This is a genomic window from Streptacidiphilus sp. MAP5-3 (genome assembly GCF_041262505.1).
Lineage (GTDB): Bacteria > Actinomycetota > Actinomycetes > Streptomycetales > Streptomycetaceae > Streptacidiphilus.
In genome coordinates this window covers 1-13,491 of sequence record NZ_JBGCCL010000051.1, presented here as the reverse complement: position 1 = coordinate 13,491, position 13,491 = coordinate 1, and the positions used below count along the sequence as shown (strand labels likewise).

Sequence of the window (13,491 nt, the reverse complement as noted above, 5' to 3'; positions counted from 1 at the left end):
GCGGGGACGGCGGGCACCGGGCTCCAGCAAGCCCTCCAGCAAGCACAGTCCTGACGATCCACCGGGTGATCGAGGTACCGACGGCCCAGAAGCGCACGGTGACTTCGACCCGAGCGAGAACGGAGTGCTGGCGTGACCGCAACGGTCCCCGAAACAGGCAAGGCCGGGGAGACGGAACTCCTGACCGTCACCATCGACGGCGTCGAGGTGAAGGTGCCCAAGGGCACGCTGGTCATCCGCGCCGCCGAGATGATCGGCGTCGAGATCCCGCGCTTCTGCGACCACCCGCTGCTGGCCCCGGCCGGAGCCTGCCGTCAGTGCATCGTCGAGGTGGAGGGCCAGCGCAAGCCGGTGGCCTCCTGCACCATCGAGTGCACCGACAAGATGGTGGTGAAGTCCCAGCTCACCTCTCCCGTCGCGGAGAAGGCGCAGCGCGGCGTGATGGAGCTGCTGCTGATCAACCACCCGCTGGACTGCCCGGTCTGCGACAAGGGCGGCGAGTGCCCGCTGCAGAACCAGGCGCTCTCGCACGGCCAGAGCGACAGCCGCTTCGACGGCCTGAAGCGGACCTACGAGAAGCCGATGCCGATCAGCACCCAGGTGCTGCTGGACCGCGAGCGCTGCGTGCTCTGCGCCCGCTGCACCCGGTTCAGCGAGCAGATCGCCGGTGACCCGTTCATCGACCTGGTGGAGCGGGGGGCGCTCCAGCAGGTCGGCATCGGGGCGGGGGACGACTTCCGCTCGTACTTCTCCGGCAACACCATCCAGATCTGCCCGGTCGGCGCGCTGACCTCGGCGGCGTACCGGTTCCGGTCGCGGCCGTTCGACCTCAGCTCCTCGCCGAGCGTCTGCGAGCACTGCGCGAGCGGTTGCGCGACGCGGACCGACCACCGGCGCGGCAAGGTGATGCGGCGTCAGGCCGGGGACGACCCGGCGGTGAACGAGGAGTGGAGCTGCGACAAGGGCCGCTTCGCGTTCCGCTACGCGCAGCTGCCGGACCGGATCCGGACCCCGCTGCTGCGCAACGCCGAGACCGGGGAGCTTGAGCCCGCGTCCTGGCCGGAGGCGCTGGCCGCCGCAGCGCGGGGGCTGACCTCGGGGCGCAAGCGCACCGGCGTGCTGGTCGGCGGCCGGTCGACGGTCGAGGACGCGTACGCGTACGCCAAGTTCGCCCGGGTCGCCCTCGGCACCAACGACGTCGACTTCCGGGCCCGCGTGCACAGCGCGGAGGAGGCCGAGTTCCTGGCCGCCGCCGTCGCCGGTCACGGCGTGGACCTGGACGGCAGGTCTGTAGGGGGCAGGTCGGTCGGCGGTACGGCGGCCGTGGACTACGCGACGCTGGAGAACGCGAAAACGGTCCTGCTGGTGGGCTTCGAGCCCGAGGAGGAGTCGCCGATCGTCTTCCTGCGGCTGCGCAAGGCGGCGCGGGCACGAGGCGCCGGCTCGTCCGGTTGCAAGGTGTACGCGATCGCCACCCACGCCTCGCGCGGGCTGACCAAGCTGGACGGGACGCTGCTCCCGGCCGCGCCGGGCACCGAGGCCGAGTGGCTGGAGGCGCTGGCCGAGGGCGAGCCGCTGGACGGCGACGCGGGCGAGGCGGCGCGCAGGCTGCGCGAGCCGGGCGCGGTGGTGCTGGTCGGCGAACGGCTGGCGGGGACCGCGGGCGGCTACAGCGCCGCGCTGCGGCTGGCCCGGCTGGCCGGGGCGCAGTTGGCCTGGATCCCGCGCCGGGCGGGCGAGCGCGGCGCGGTCGAGGCGGGGGCCCTGCCCGGCCTGCTGCCGGGCGGCCGTCCGGCCACCGACCCGGAGGCGCGCCGCGAGGTCGCCGCTGCCTGGGGCCTGGCCGAACTGCCGCACCGCCACGGGCGCGACACCACCGCCATCCTGGCCGCAGCGGCCGGGGGCGAGCTGGACGCGCTGGTGGTCGGCGGCGTCGAGACCGACGACCTGCCGGACCCGGCCGCCGCCGAGCTGGCGCTGGAACGGGTCGGCTTCGTGGTCAGCCTGGAGCTTCGGCCCGGCGCGGTCACCGAACGCGCCGACGTGGTGCTGCCGGTGGCGGCGGTCGCCGAGAAGGCCGGGACCTTCCTGGACTGGGAGGGCCGCGCCCGGTTCTTCGAAGCGGCGCTCAAGCCCGACCAGATGACGCAGCGTCACCTTGAGGACGACCTCCGGGTGCTGCACATGCTGGCGGACGCGATGGACAAGCACCTCGGGCTTCCGGACCTGACGGCCGCCCGGCGCGAGCTGGACGCCCTCGGGCCCTGGCGCGGCGAGCGCGCCGACGCCCCGGTCGAGCTGGCCCGACCGCTGCCGCGTCCCAGCGCGGGCGAGGCGGTGCTGGCGGGCTGGCGGCAACTGCTCGACAACGGCGTGCTGCAGCAGGGCGACACCGCCCTGGCCGGTACCCGGCATCCGGCGGTGGCCCGGCTCTCGCCCGCCACCGCGGCCGAGGTCGGCGTCGCCGACGGCGCGCCGCTCACCGTCACCGGCCCGGCGGGCAGCGTGACGCTCCCGCTGGCGATCACTGCGGAACTGCCGGACCGGGTGGTCTGGCTCCCGCTGAACTCCGCAGGTACTTCTGCGGCGCGGGCGCTCGGCGCGGTCCCGGGACGGATCGTGGCGCTGGGCACGAACAACTCTTCTGAAGGCATGGAAGGCATGGAGGAGCAGCGATGATGCCTCACTCGGTGCAACTCGCGGCCGAGGACCTCTCCTTCTTCGGCCTCGACCCCTGGTGGCTGGTGCTGCTGAAGGCGGTGTTCTGCTTCGCGTTCCTGGTGCTGACGGTGCTGATCGCCATCGTCTGGGAGCGCAAGGTCGTCGCCTGGATGCAGCTGCGCATCGGCCCCAACCGGCACGGCCCCTGGGGCATGCTGCAGAGCCTCGCCGACGGCGTGAAGCTGGCGCTCAAGGAGGACCTGGTCGTCAGCGCCGCCGACAAGGCGGTCTTCATCCTGGCCCCGGTCCTCTCCGCGATGCCGGCCTTCATGGCCTTCGCGGTGATCCCGTTCGGCCCGGCCGACCACGAGATCTCCATCTTCGGCACCCGGACCACGATGCAGCTGACCGACTTCCCCGTCGGCATCCTGTTCATCCTGGCCACCGCGTCGATCGGGATCTACGGCATCGTGCTGGCCGGTTGGGCCTCCGGCTCGACCTACCCGCTGCTCGGCGGGCTCCGCTCGGCGGCGCAGATGGTGTCGTACGAGATCGCGATGGGTCTCAGTTTCGCCGCCGTCTTCCTCTACTCCGGGTCGATGTCGACCTCGGCGATCGTGGACGCGCAGTCGAAGACCTGGTTCGCCTGTCTGCTGCCGGTGAGCTTCCTGGTCTACCTGGTGTCGATGGTCGGTGAGACCAACCGCGCGCCGTTCGACCTCCCGGAGGCCGAGGGCGAGCTGGTCGGCGGCTTCAACACCGAGTACTCCTCGCTGAAGTTCGCGATGTTCATGCTGGCCGAGTACATCAACATGGTGACGGTCTCGGCCGTGGCCAGCGTGATGTTCCTGGGCGGCTGGCGGGCGCCGTGGCCGATCACCGCCTTCTGGGCGGGGGCCAACCACGGCTGGTGGCCAATGCTCTGGCTGATCGTCAAGATCCAGCTGCTGCTCTTCGTCTTCATCTGGCTGCGCGGCACACTGCCCCGGCTGCGCTACGACCAGTTCATGAAGCTGGGCTGGAAGGTGCTGATCCCGGTCTCGCTGGTGTGGCTGGTCATGGTCGCCACCGTGCGGGCGCTGCGGGACCAGGGCTACAACTTCTCCCACATCGTGCTCTATGTCGGCGGCGGGGTGATCGCGCTGCTGCTGGTCTCGCTGGTGGTCGACATGTTGCGGCCGAAGAAGGGCGCGGCAGCGCCGCCCGCTGAAGCTGAGGCGTTCGACCCGATGGCGGGCGGCTTCCCGGTCCCGCCGATGCCGGGTCAGCAGCTTCCGGCCGTGCCCAGGCGACCCTCGCGGGCCGTCCCTGTCGGTGCGGAGTCCACCACTGTTCCCGCACTGAAGGGAGACGACGGTGCCTGACATGTTGGGACCCGCCGCAGGCTTCGGCGTGACCTTCAAGGCCATGTTCAAGAAGCGCCTGACCGAGCAGTACCCGGAGTACAAGAAGCCCACCGCGCCGCGGTTCCACGGCCGGCACCAGCTCAACCGGCATCCGGACGGGCTGGAGAAGTGCGTCGGCTGCGAGCTCTGCGCCTGGGCGTGCCCGGCGGACGCCATCTACGTCGAGGGCGCGGACAACACCGACGAGGAGCGTTACTCGCCGGGCGAGCGGTACGGGCGGGTCTACCAGATCAACTACGCCCGCTGCATCCTCTGCGGACTCTGCATCGAGGCCTGCCCGACCCGGGCGCTCACCATGACCAACGAGTACGAACTGGCCAACACTTCCCGCGAGTCGCTCATCTACACCAAGGAGGAGCTGCTCGCCGGACTGACCGAGGGCATGGTCGACTCGCCCCACTCCATCTTCCCGGGCATGGACGAGCGCGACTACTACCAGGGTCACGTCACCGAGGCCGCCCCGGGCACGGAGCGTCAGGTCGCCGTCAGCAAGGGCGAGAAGCCCGAGGCAACTCCGGACGCGGAAGAAGCGGATGAAGCGGAAGAGGTGACGGCATGACCTCAACCGGAGAGGCCGTGCAGTTCTGGGTGTTGGCGGTGATCGCCGTCGGCGGCGCGCTTGGCATGGTGCTCATGCGCAAGGCGGTGCACTCCGCGCTCTGCCTGGCCGCGACGATGATCGCGCTGGCGATCTGCTACATGGCCCAGGGCGCGGTCTTCCTCGGCATCGTCCAGATCGTCGTCTACACCGGCGCGATCATGATGCTCTTCCTCTTCGTCGTGATGCTGGTCGGCGTCACCTCGGCCGACTCGGTCAAGGAGACGCTCAAGGGTCAGCGGGTGGCGGCGGTGGTCGGCGGGATCGGCTTCGGCGTGCTGCTCTGCGCCGGGATCGCCAACGCCAAGCTGCGGAACTTCACCGGCGTCGGCGCGGCCGACCAGGCGTCGGGCGGCAACGTCCAGGGCCTGGCCCGGCTGATCTTCACCCAGTACGTCTGGGCCTTCGAGGTCACCGGCGCGCTGCTGATCACGGCGGCGGTCGGCGCGATGGTGCTGACGCACCGCGAGGCCACCGAGGTCCGCCAGAGCCAGCGCGAACTGGCCGAGCAGCGGGTCCGGTTGGGCCAGCAGGTCACGCCGCTGCCCGCGCCCGGCGTCTACGCCCGGCACAACGCGGTCGACGTTCCCGGCCTGCTGCCGGACGGCAGCCCGGCCGAGATCAGCGTCAACCCGACGCTGCGTCAGCGCGGCCAGATGCGCCGCGTGGGCACCGACCTGCTGCGCCGGATGGGCGACCTGGAGACCGGCACCGCCGACTGGCTCGGCCGGAAGACGCCCAAGCAGCGCGCCGGCACCGAACTGGCCCAGCTGGAACGGGCCCAGGACGAGCTGGAGCGGGCTCAGGACGAGCGGGACCTGCACCAGGACGACCTGCACCAGGACGAGCTGCGCCAGGAAGAGCTGCGCGAGAACGAGGAGAACGAGTTGGCTGAGAGGGAGGAGGAGCAGCAGTGAGCCCCGTCAACTACCTGTACCTCGCGGCCCTGCTCTTCACCATCGGCGCTGTCGGTGTGCTGGTGCGGCGCAACGCGATCGTGCTGTTCATGTGCGTGGAGCTGATGCTCAACGCCTGCAATCTGGCCCTGGTCACCTTCTCCCGGCTGCACGGCAACCTGGACGGGCAGATCATCGCCTTCTTCACCATGGTGGTCGCGGCGGCCGAGGTGGTCGTCGGTCTCGCCATCATCGTGAGCGTCTTCCGCACCCGTCACTCGGCCTCGGTCGACGACACCAACCTCATGAAGCTGTAGCGGCGGAGGCTGACTGACCGTGGACAATCTCATCCCCCTACTGGTCGCGGTTCCGCTGGCGGGAGCTGCCCTGCTGCTCCTGGGCGGACGCCGCTTCGACGGATTCGGGCACCTGCTCGGCACCGTCGCCGCCTTCGCCTCCTTCGGCGTCGGGCTGGCGCTCTTCTTCGACATGCTGGGCCGCTCGACGGCCCAACGCCCGGAAACCGACCATCTGTTCACCTGGATCCCGGTCAACGGCTTCCAGGCCGAGGTCGGGTTCCAGCTGGACCAGCTGTCGATGACCTTCGTGCTGCTGATCACGGGCGTCGGCTCGCTGATCCACCTGTACTCGATCGGGTACATGGCGCACGACGAGAAGCGCCGCCGGTTCTTCGGCTATCTCAACCTCTTCCTCGCGGCCATGCTGCTCCTGGTGCTGGCCGACAACTACCTGCTGCTCTACGTCGGTTGGGAGGGCGTCGGGCTGGCGTCCTACCTGCTGATCGGCTTCTGGCAGCACAAGCCCAGCGCGGCGACCGCCGCCAAGAAGGCGTTCCTGGTCAACCGCGTCGGCGACGTCGGCCTGTCCATCGCGGTCATGCTGATGTTCACCACCTTCGGCACCTTCGCCTTCACCCCCGTCTTCGCGCACGCCTCGCAGGCGACGCAGGGGACGCTGACCGGCATCGGCCTGATGCTGCTGCTGGCCGCCTGTGGCAAGTCCGCCCAGGTGCCGCTGCAGTCCTGGCTCGGCGACGCGATGGAGGGCCCGACCCCGGTCTCGGCCCTGATCCACGCGGCCACCATGGTGACCGCCGGCGTCTACCTGATCGTCCGCTCCTCGGCCATCTTCAACCTGGCGCCCACGGCCCAGTTGGCGACCGTCGTGGTCGGCACGGTCACGCTGCTCTTCGGTGCGATCGTCGGTTGTGCCAAGGACGACATCAAGAAGGCGCTCGCCGGTTCCACCATGTCGCAGATCGGCTACATGGTGCTGGCCGCCGGGCTCGGGCCGATCGGCTACGTCTTCGCGATCATGCACCTGGTCACCCACGGGTTCTTCAAGGCCGGGCTCTTCCTCGGCGCCGGTTCGGTCATGCACGGCATGAACGACGAGGTCGACATGCGGAAGTACGGCGGCCTGCGGAAGTACATGCCGCTGACCTTCGTCACCTTCGGCCTCGGCTACCTGGCCATCATCGGCTTCCCGGGTCTGTCCGGCTTCTTCACCAAGGACAAGATCATCGAGGCCGCGTTCGGCCACGGTGGCACCGAGGGCTGGATCCTCGGCACCTGCGCGATGATCGGCGCGGCCGTGACCGCGTTCTACATGACCCGCGTGATGCTGATGACCTTCTTCGGCGAGAAGCGCTGGCATCCGGACGCCGAGGGCCACGAGCCGCACCCGCACGAGTCGCCCTTGGTGATGGGCGTCCCGATGGCGATCCTGGCCTTCGGCTCGGTCGCGGCCGGCTTCCTGTTCAACCTGAACAGCTCCTTCGTCCACTGGCTCAGCCCGGTCACGGGCCTCCAGGAGGGCCACTCGCCGCTGAGCACCACCGAGGTGACGATCGGGACGATGGTGGTGCTGGTCCTCGGCGTCACCGTCGCCTGGCTGATGTACGGGCGCAAGCCGGTCCCGGCCGTTCCGCCACTGGGCTCGGCGCTCACCCGGGCGGCCCGGCGTGACCTGCTGCAGGACGACTTCAACCACGTGGTCCTGGTCAGCGGCGGCTCGCACCTGACCCGCTTCCTGGTCTACCTGGAGGGCAAGGGCCTGGACGGGCTGGTCAACGGCATCGCCGCACTGGTCGGCGGCACCTCCGGGCGCGTGCGCAAGCTCCAGAACGGTTATGTCCGCTCCTACGCCCTGTCCATGTTCGGCGGCGCGCTGGTGCTGGCGGCAACGACGCTTTTGATGAGGGCTGTCGCATGAGCTCATTTCCTTGGCTGACCGTCACCGCGGCCCTGCCCGCCGTCGGCGCGATCGTCACCGCGGCTCTGCCTGCGGCCACCAACGCCCGCAGCCGGGACCGCAACAAGGTCGTGCCGCTGGTCTTCTCCGTCGCCACGCTGGCGATCGCGTCGATCGTCACCGCCCGGTTCGTGCCGGGCGGGGCGCGCTTCCAGATGACCGAATACCACAGCTGGATCTCGCAGTTCGGCATCGGCTACAGCGTCGGCGTCGACGGCATCGCGGTGGTGCTGATCCTACTGACGGCGGTGCTGGTGCCGTTCGTGATGCTGGCGTCGTGGCACGACGCCGACCCGATCACTGACGACTCCGGCACCTTCGAGCGCAACCGCCGCACCCAGGGCTTCTTCGCCCTGATCCTGGCGGTCGAGGCGATGGTGGTGCTCTCGTTCGAGGCCACCGACGTCTTCCTCTTCTACGTCTTCTTCGAAGCCATGCTGATCCCGATGTACTTCCTGATCGGCGGCTTCGGCGACCGGACGGCGGGGGAGGACGCCAGGCAGCGCAGCTACGCGGCGGTCAAGTTCCTGCTCTACAACCTGCTCGGCGGCCTGGTGATGCTGGCGGCGGTGGTCGGGCTCTACACCATCACCCACACCTTCGACCTGGTCTCCATCACCAACGCGCTGCAGAACGGCACGCTGCACTTCTCGCCGATCGCGGAGAACGCGCTCTTCCTCGGCTTCATGTTCGCCTTCGCCGTCAAGGCGCCGCTCTGGCCGCTGCACACCTGGCTGCCCAACGCCATGGGCGAGGCCACGCCGGGCGTGGCGGTGCTGATCACGGCGGTGGTCGACAAGGTCGGCACCTACGCGATGCTCCGCTTCTGCCTGCAGCTCTTCCCGCAGGCGAGCAAGACCTTCGCACCGACGATCCTGGTGCTGGCGGTGATCAGCATCATCTACGGCGCGCTGCTGGCGGTGGGTCAGAAGGACATCAAGCGGCTGGTCGCCTACGCGTCCATCTCGCACTTCGGCTTCATCATCCTGGGCATCTTCGCGCTGACCAGCCAGGGCCAGTCCGGGGCCACCCTCTACATGGTCAACCACGGTGTCTCCACGGCGGCGTGGCTGCTGGTGGCGGGCTTCCTGATGTCGCGGCGCGGCAGTCGGCTCATCTCCGACTACGGCGGGGTGCAGAAGGTCGCGCCGGTGCTGGCGGGGACGTTCCTGGTCGGCGGGCTGGCGATCCTGTCGCTGCCCGGACTCGGCCCGTTCGTCAGCGAGTTCCTGGTCCTGGTCGGCACCTTCGAGCGGTACCCGGCGCTCGGCATCGTCGCCACGGCGGGCATCGTCCTGGCCGCGCTCTACGTGCTGGTGCTCTACCAGCGCACCATGACCGGCCCGATCAAGCCCGGCAACGAGAAGGTGGCCGATCTGAAGGCCCGTGAACTTGTAGTCGTGGCACCGCTGATCGCGATGCTGCTGGTGCTGGGCATCTACCCGAAGCCCATCGCCGACATCGTCAACCCGTCGGTCAACACCACGCTCTCCCAGGTCGGGCGTACCGACCCGGCCCCGCACGTCAACGTCGCCACCACGAACCCGGGCAGTTCTACCAACACGGCCGGCAACACCACTACGGGAGGCGGCCAGTGAGCGCGCATCTCACCACCCTGGCGGCGGTCACCACCGTGCCGCCCATCCCTGCGCCGCACCTCGAGTACTGGCAGCTGTCGCCCATGCTCGCCGTCTTCGGCGCGGCGCTGGTCGGCGTGCTGGCGGAGGCGTTCGTGCCGCGTCGGCACCGGTACCGGACGCAGGTCGGCATCGCCCTTCTCGGCCTGGCCACCGCCTTCGGGCTGATCGTGACGCTGGCCGCGCAGGGCTACGCCACCAACAAGGCGGACCTGGCCGCCATGGGCGCGGTCGCGGTCGACGGTCCGTCACTCTTCCTGCAGGGCGTGATCACGCTGATCGCGGTGGTCGCCGTGCTGGGCTTCGCGGAGCGACGGCTGGAGCCGAGGTCGTCGACCGGAGCACTGGTGGACTCCTTCGCCCCGCAGGCGGCGGCCGTCCCCGGCAGCGACCCGGAGAAGCGGGCGGCGAACTCCGGGTTCGCCACCACCGAGGTGTACCCGCTGACCATGTTCGCGGTGGGCGGGATGCTGCTCTTCCCGGCCGCCTCGGACCTGCTGACCATGTTCGTGGCGCTGGAGGTCTTCTCCCTCCCGCTCTACCTGCTCTGCGCGCTGGCACGTCGTCGCCGGCTGCTGTCGCAGGAGGCGGCGGTCAAGTACTTCCTGCTCGGCGCGTACTCGTCGGCGTTCTTCCTCTTCGGCCTGGCGCTGCTCTACGGCTACGCAGGGACGGTCCAGCTGAGCGGGATCGCCGCCGTGGTCGAGGGCCGGGCGCCGGTCACCCCGGCGCTGGCGGTGACCACCGGCAACGACGCGCTGCTGCTGATCGGTCTGGCCATGCTGGGCGTCGGCCTGCTCTTCAAGGTCGGCGCGGTCCCGTTCCACATGTGGACCCCGGACGTCTACCAGGGCGCGCCGACACCGGTCACCGGCTTCATGGCGTCCGCGACCAAGGTGGCCGCCTTCGGCGCGCTGCTGCGGCTGCTCTACGTGGCCTTCCCCGGCCTGGTCTGGGACTGGCGGCCGGTCATGTGGGGCGTGGCGATCCTCACCATGGTGGCCGGCGCGGTCATCGCGGTGACCCAGACCGACGTCAAGCGGCTGCTGGCGTACTCCTCCGTCGCCCACGCCGGGTTCATCCTCACCGGCGTCATCGCGACGGACCGGGCGGGGCTGTCGGCGGTGCTCTTCTACCTGGCCGCCTACTCCTTCGTCACGCTCGGCGCGTTCGCCGTCGTCACCCTGGTCCGGGACGCGGACGGCGAGGCGACGCACCTGTCACGCTGGGCCGGGCTCGGTCGGCGCTCGCCGTTGCTCGCGGCGGTCTTCGCGCTCTTCCTGCTGGCCTTCGCGGGCATCCCGCTGACGTCCGGCTTCACCGGGAAGTTCGCGGTCTTCCAGGCCGCGGCGGGCAGCGGCGCCACGCCGCTGGTGATCGTCGGTGTGCTCTCCTCGGCGGTGGCGGCGTTCTTCTACATCCGGGTCATCGTGCTGATGTTCTTCTCGGACCCGCGTCCTGACGGCCCGACCGTGGCCGTGCCGAGCGCGCTGACCGGGACGGCGATCGCCCTGGGCGCGGTGGTCACCGTCGTCCTCGGCGTGCTGCCGGAGTACTTCCTGCATCTTGCGAACCAGGCATCCCTGTTCGTACGGTGACGCACCCGTACTCGTCCGGTGACGCACCCGTCGGCCCCCGCGCGCCCGGCCTGCACTCCTCGTAGGCCGGGCGCGCGTGGTGATCGACTCCCGACCGGATACGCTGCCCTTTGATGGCTTCTCTCCGCCAGCCACCCGACCAGCGACAGGAGTGTTCCCGGTGACCGTCGTGGGGCCCTTCGGGCTGAGCGTGCAGGATCAGGCACTGGAGGCCGACGTCCGCGAGGGCATGATGGCCGTCGAACAGGCGCTCGCCGACGCCACCAAGAGCGATGTGCCGTTCATCACAGTCGGCGCACAGCATCTGCTGCACGCCGGCGGCAAGCGCTTCCGTCCGCTGCTGACGTTGCTCGCCGCACAGTTCGGCGACGCCAACGCGCCGGGCGTCATTCCGGCCGCCGTCGTGGTCGAGCTGACCCACCTGGCGACGCTGTACCACGACGACGTGATGGACGAGGCGTCGATGCGCCGCGGCGCGGTCAGCGCCAACGCCCGCTGGGACAACTCGGTCGCCATCCTCACCGGCGACTTCCTCTTCTCCCGCGCCTCGCAGATCCTGGCCGACCTCGGGCCCAAGGCGGTCCGGCTCCAGGCACAGGCGTTCGAGCGGCTGGTCACCGGCCAGATCCTGGAGACCGCCGGTCCCGGCCCGAACGACGACCCGGTCCGCCACTATCTGGACGTGCTCTCCGGCAAGACCAGCTCGCTGATCGCGGTCTCCTGTCACCTGGGCGCGCTGCTGGCCGGAGCGGACGAGCGGGTCGTCGACATACTGACCCAGTACGGCGAGCGCATCGGCACCGCGTTCCAGTTGGCCGACGACATCCTGGACGTGGCGAGCGAGAGCCGCGAGTCCGGCAAGACGCCCGGCACCGACCTGCGCGAGGGCGTCCCCACGCTGCCGGTCCTGCTGCTGCGCGCCACGGAGCCGGACCCGTCCGTCCCCGGCGACCTGCGGCTGCGCGAGCTGACGGCCGGGCCGATCGAGGACGACGAGCCGCATGCCGAGGCGCTGCGGCTGATGCGCGCCCACCCGGCGCTGGCCCAGGCCCGCGAGGACACGCTGCGCTGGGCCGAGGAGGCCAGGGACCTGCTCCGCCCGCTCCCGTCCTGCCCGGCCAAGTCCGCCCTGGAAGGCCTGTGCGACGCGGTGGCGCTCCGTACCATGTGATCCATGCCTGCTACCTCCGGCGCCCTGCGCGTGGTGATCGCTGAAGACTCGGTCCTGCTCCGCGACGGGCTGACCCGGTTGCTGACCGACCGGGGTATGGAGGTCGTCGGCGCGGTCGGCGACGGTGAGGCGCTGCTGGCGCTGGTCGACCGGCTCTCCTCCACGGCCGGCGAATCGCGCGGGGGTGAATCGCGCGGGGGTGAATCGCACGGTGGCGTGCCCGACGTGGTGGTGGCCGACGTCCGGATGCCGCCGACCCACACCGACGAGGGCGTCCGGGCCTGCATCGAACTGCGGGCCCGCCATCCGGAGGTCGGCACGCTGGTGCTCTCCCAGTACGTCGAGGAGCGATACGCCTCCGAGCTGCTCGCGAGCAGTACCCGCGGGGTCGGCTACCTGCTCAAGGACCGGGTCGCCGAGGTGCGGGAGTTCACCGACGCCGTCAGCCGGGTCGCCGCGGGCGGCACCGCGCTGGACCCGGAGGTGGTGGCCCAGCTACTCGGCCGCAGTCGCCGCCGCGACACGCTGGACGCACTCACCCCGCGCGAGCGCGAGGTCCTCGGCCTGATGGCGGAGGGCCGCAGCAACACGGCCGTGGCCCGGCAGCTGGTGGTCTCCGACGGAGCGGTGGAGAAGCACGTCAGCAACATCTTCCTGAAGCTCGGCCTGACCCAGAGCCCCGAGGACCACCGCCGGGTGCTGGCGGTGCTGCGCTACCTGAACTCCTGAGCCGTCCCTGAAGGCCGCAGCCCGCTCGTGCGCGAGTCGAGCGGGGCCCGGCAGGGTGCGGATCGACGGGAACAAGTTCCTGACGGTGTGTCAGATATCCTAGGGCTGTGATCCCCCGCCCGGCGGGTGTGGCGACATAGGATTTCAGCGGAGCACCACCACCACTATCGGTGACGAGGGAGGCCCAAGGTCGTGACCAGCAGGGTCGAGGAGACGGGTTCTGCGTTCGACGATTCCCACGACGGAGCCCAGGACGCCGGGAAACGGGTCAAGCGGCTCGACCGGGTCGTGATCCGGTTCGCTGGGGACTCGGGCGACGGTATGCAGTTGACCGGTGACCGGTTCACGTCGGAGACGGCGGGATTCGGGAACGACCTGTCGACGCTGCCGAACTTCCCGGCGGAGATCCGGGCGCCCGCCGGGACGCTGCCGGGCGTGTCCAGTTTCCAGTTGCACTTCGCGGACCACGACATCCTGACGCCGGGTGACGCGCCGGACGTGCTGGTGGCGATGAACCCGGC

The 13,491-nt window shown here is 70.2% G+C and carries 10 protein-coding genes and 1 pseudogene; all 11 read left to right on the top strand.

Features of this window, described 5'->3' with window-relative positions:
- Positions 1–132: 132 nt before the first annotated feature.
- Positions 133–2,679: an NADH-quinone oxidoreductase subunit G gene (locus ABH928_RS35720; RefSeq protein ID WP_370072905.1), complete on the top strand. Its 2,547-nt coding sequence runs from the start codon at positions 133–135 to the stop codon at positions 2,677–2,679.
- Positions 2,676–4,025, top strand: a complete 1,350-nt coding sequence (gene nuoH / locus ABH928_RS35715; protein WP_370072904.1) for an NADH-quinone oxidoreductase subunit NuoH — start codon at positions 2,676–2,678, stop codon at positions 4,023–4,025. The genes ABH928_RS35720 and nuoH overlap by 4 nt, the downstream gene beginning before the upstream one ends.
- 1 nt (position 4,026) lies before the next feature.
- Positions 4,027–4,626 (top strand): NADH-quinone oxidoreductase subunit NuoI, encoded by a 600-nt coding sequence (gene nuoI, locus ABH928_RS35710; RefSeq protein WP_370072917.1) that lies wholly within the window; start codon positions 4,027–4,029, stop codon positions 4,624–4,626.
- Complete coding sequence (locus ABH928_RS35705; protein WP_370072903.1) at positions 4,623–5,582, top strand: NADH-quinone oxidoreductase subunit J; 960 nt, start codon at positions 4,623–4,625, stop codon at positions 5,580–5,582. The genes nuoI and ABH928_RS35705 overlap by 4 nt, the downstream gene beginning before the upstream one ends.
- Positions 5,579–5,878 carry an NADH-quinone oxidoreductase subunit NuoK gene (nuoK, locus tag ABH928_RS35700; protein WP_370072902.1) on the top strand — a complete coding sequence of 100 codons (300 nt, stop codon included), beginning with the start codon at positions 5,579–5,581 and terminating at the stop codon, positions 5,876–5,878. The genes ABH928_RS35705 and nuoK overlap by 4 nt, the downstream gene beginning before the upstream one ends.
- Before the next feature lie 19 nt (positions 5,879–5,897).
- The gene (gene nuoL, locus ABH928_RS35695) at positions 5,898–7,796 is read left to right on the top strand and encodes an NADH-quinone oxidoreductase subunit L (RefSeq protein WP_370072901.1); all 1,899 of its coding nucleotides are present in this window, start codon (positions 5,898–5,900) and stop codon (positions 7,794–7,796) included.
- The gene (locus ABH928_RS35690) at positions 7,793–9,433 is read left to right on the top strand and encodes an NADH-quinone oxidoreductase subunit M (RefSeq protein ID WP_370072900.1); all 1,641 of its coding nucleotides are present in this window, start codon (positions 7,793–7,795) and stop codon (positions 9,431–9,433) included. Before nuoL ends, ABH928_RS35690 begins: the two co-directional genes overlap by 4 nt.
- Positions 9,430–11,070, top strand: a complete 1,641-nt coding sequence (gene nuoN, locus ABH928_RS35685) for an NADH-quinone oxidoreductase subunit NuoN (RefSeq protein WP_370072899.1) — start codon at positions 9,430–9,432, stop codon at positions 11,068–11,070. The genes ABH928_RS35690 and nuoN overlap by 4 nt, the downstream gene beginning before the upstream one ends.
- Before the next feature lie 160 nt (positions 11,071–11,230).
- Positions 11,231–12,241: a polyprenyl synthetase family protein gene (locus ABH928_RS35680; RefSeq protein ID WP_370072898.1), complete on the top strand. Its 1,011-nt coding sequence runs from the start codon at positions 11,231–11,233 to the stop codon at positions 12,239–12,241.
- 24 nt (positions 12,242–12,265) lie between these two features.
- Complete coding sequence (locus ABH928_RS35675; protein WP_370072916.1) at positions 12,266–12,970, top strand: LuxR C-terminal-related transcriptional regulator; 705 nt, start codon at positions 12,266–12,268, stop codon at positions 12,968–12,970.
- A gap of 192 nt (positions 12,971–13,162) precedes the next feature.
- Positions 13,163–13,491: pseudogene (locus tag ABH928_RS35670) on the top strand (2-oxoglutarate ferredoxin oxidoreductase subunit alpha); the annotation flags it as partial.

Coding starts and splice junctions, on each gene's coding strand:
- ABH928_RS35690 (WP_370072900.1), top strand. CDS start 7,793: ATGAGCTCATTTCCTTGGCTGACCGTCACCGCGGCCCTGCCCGCCGTC.
- nuoH (WP_370072904.1), top strand. CDS start 2,676: ATGATGCCTCACTCGGTGCAACTCGCGGCCGAGGACCTCTCCTTCTTC.
- ABH928_RS35705 (WP_370072903.1), top strand. CDS start 4,623: ATGACCTCAACCGGAGAGGCCGTGCAGTTCTGGGTGTTGGCGGTGATC.
- nuoI (WP_370072917.1), top strand. CDS start 4,027: ATGTTGGGACCCGCCGCAGGCTTCGGCGTGACCTTCAAGGCCATGTTC.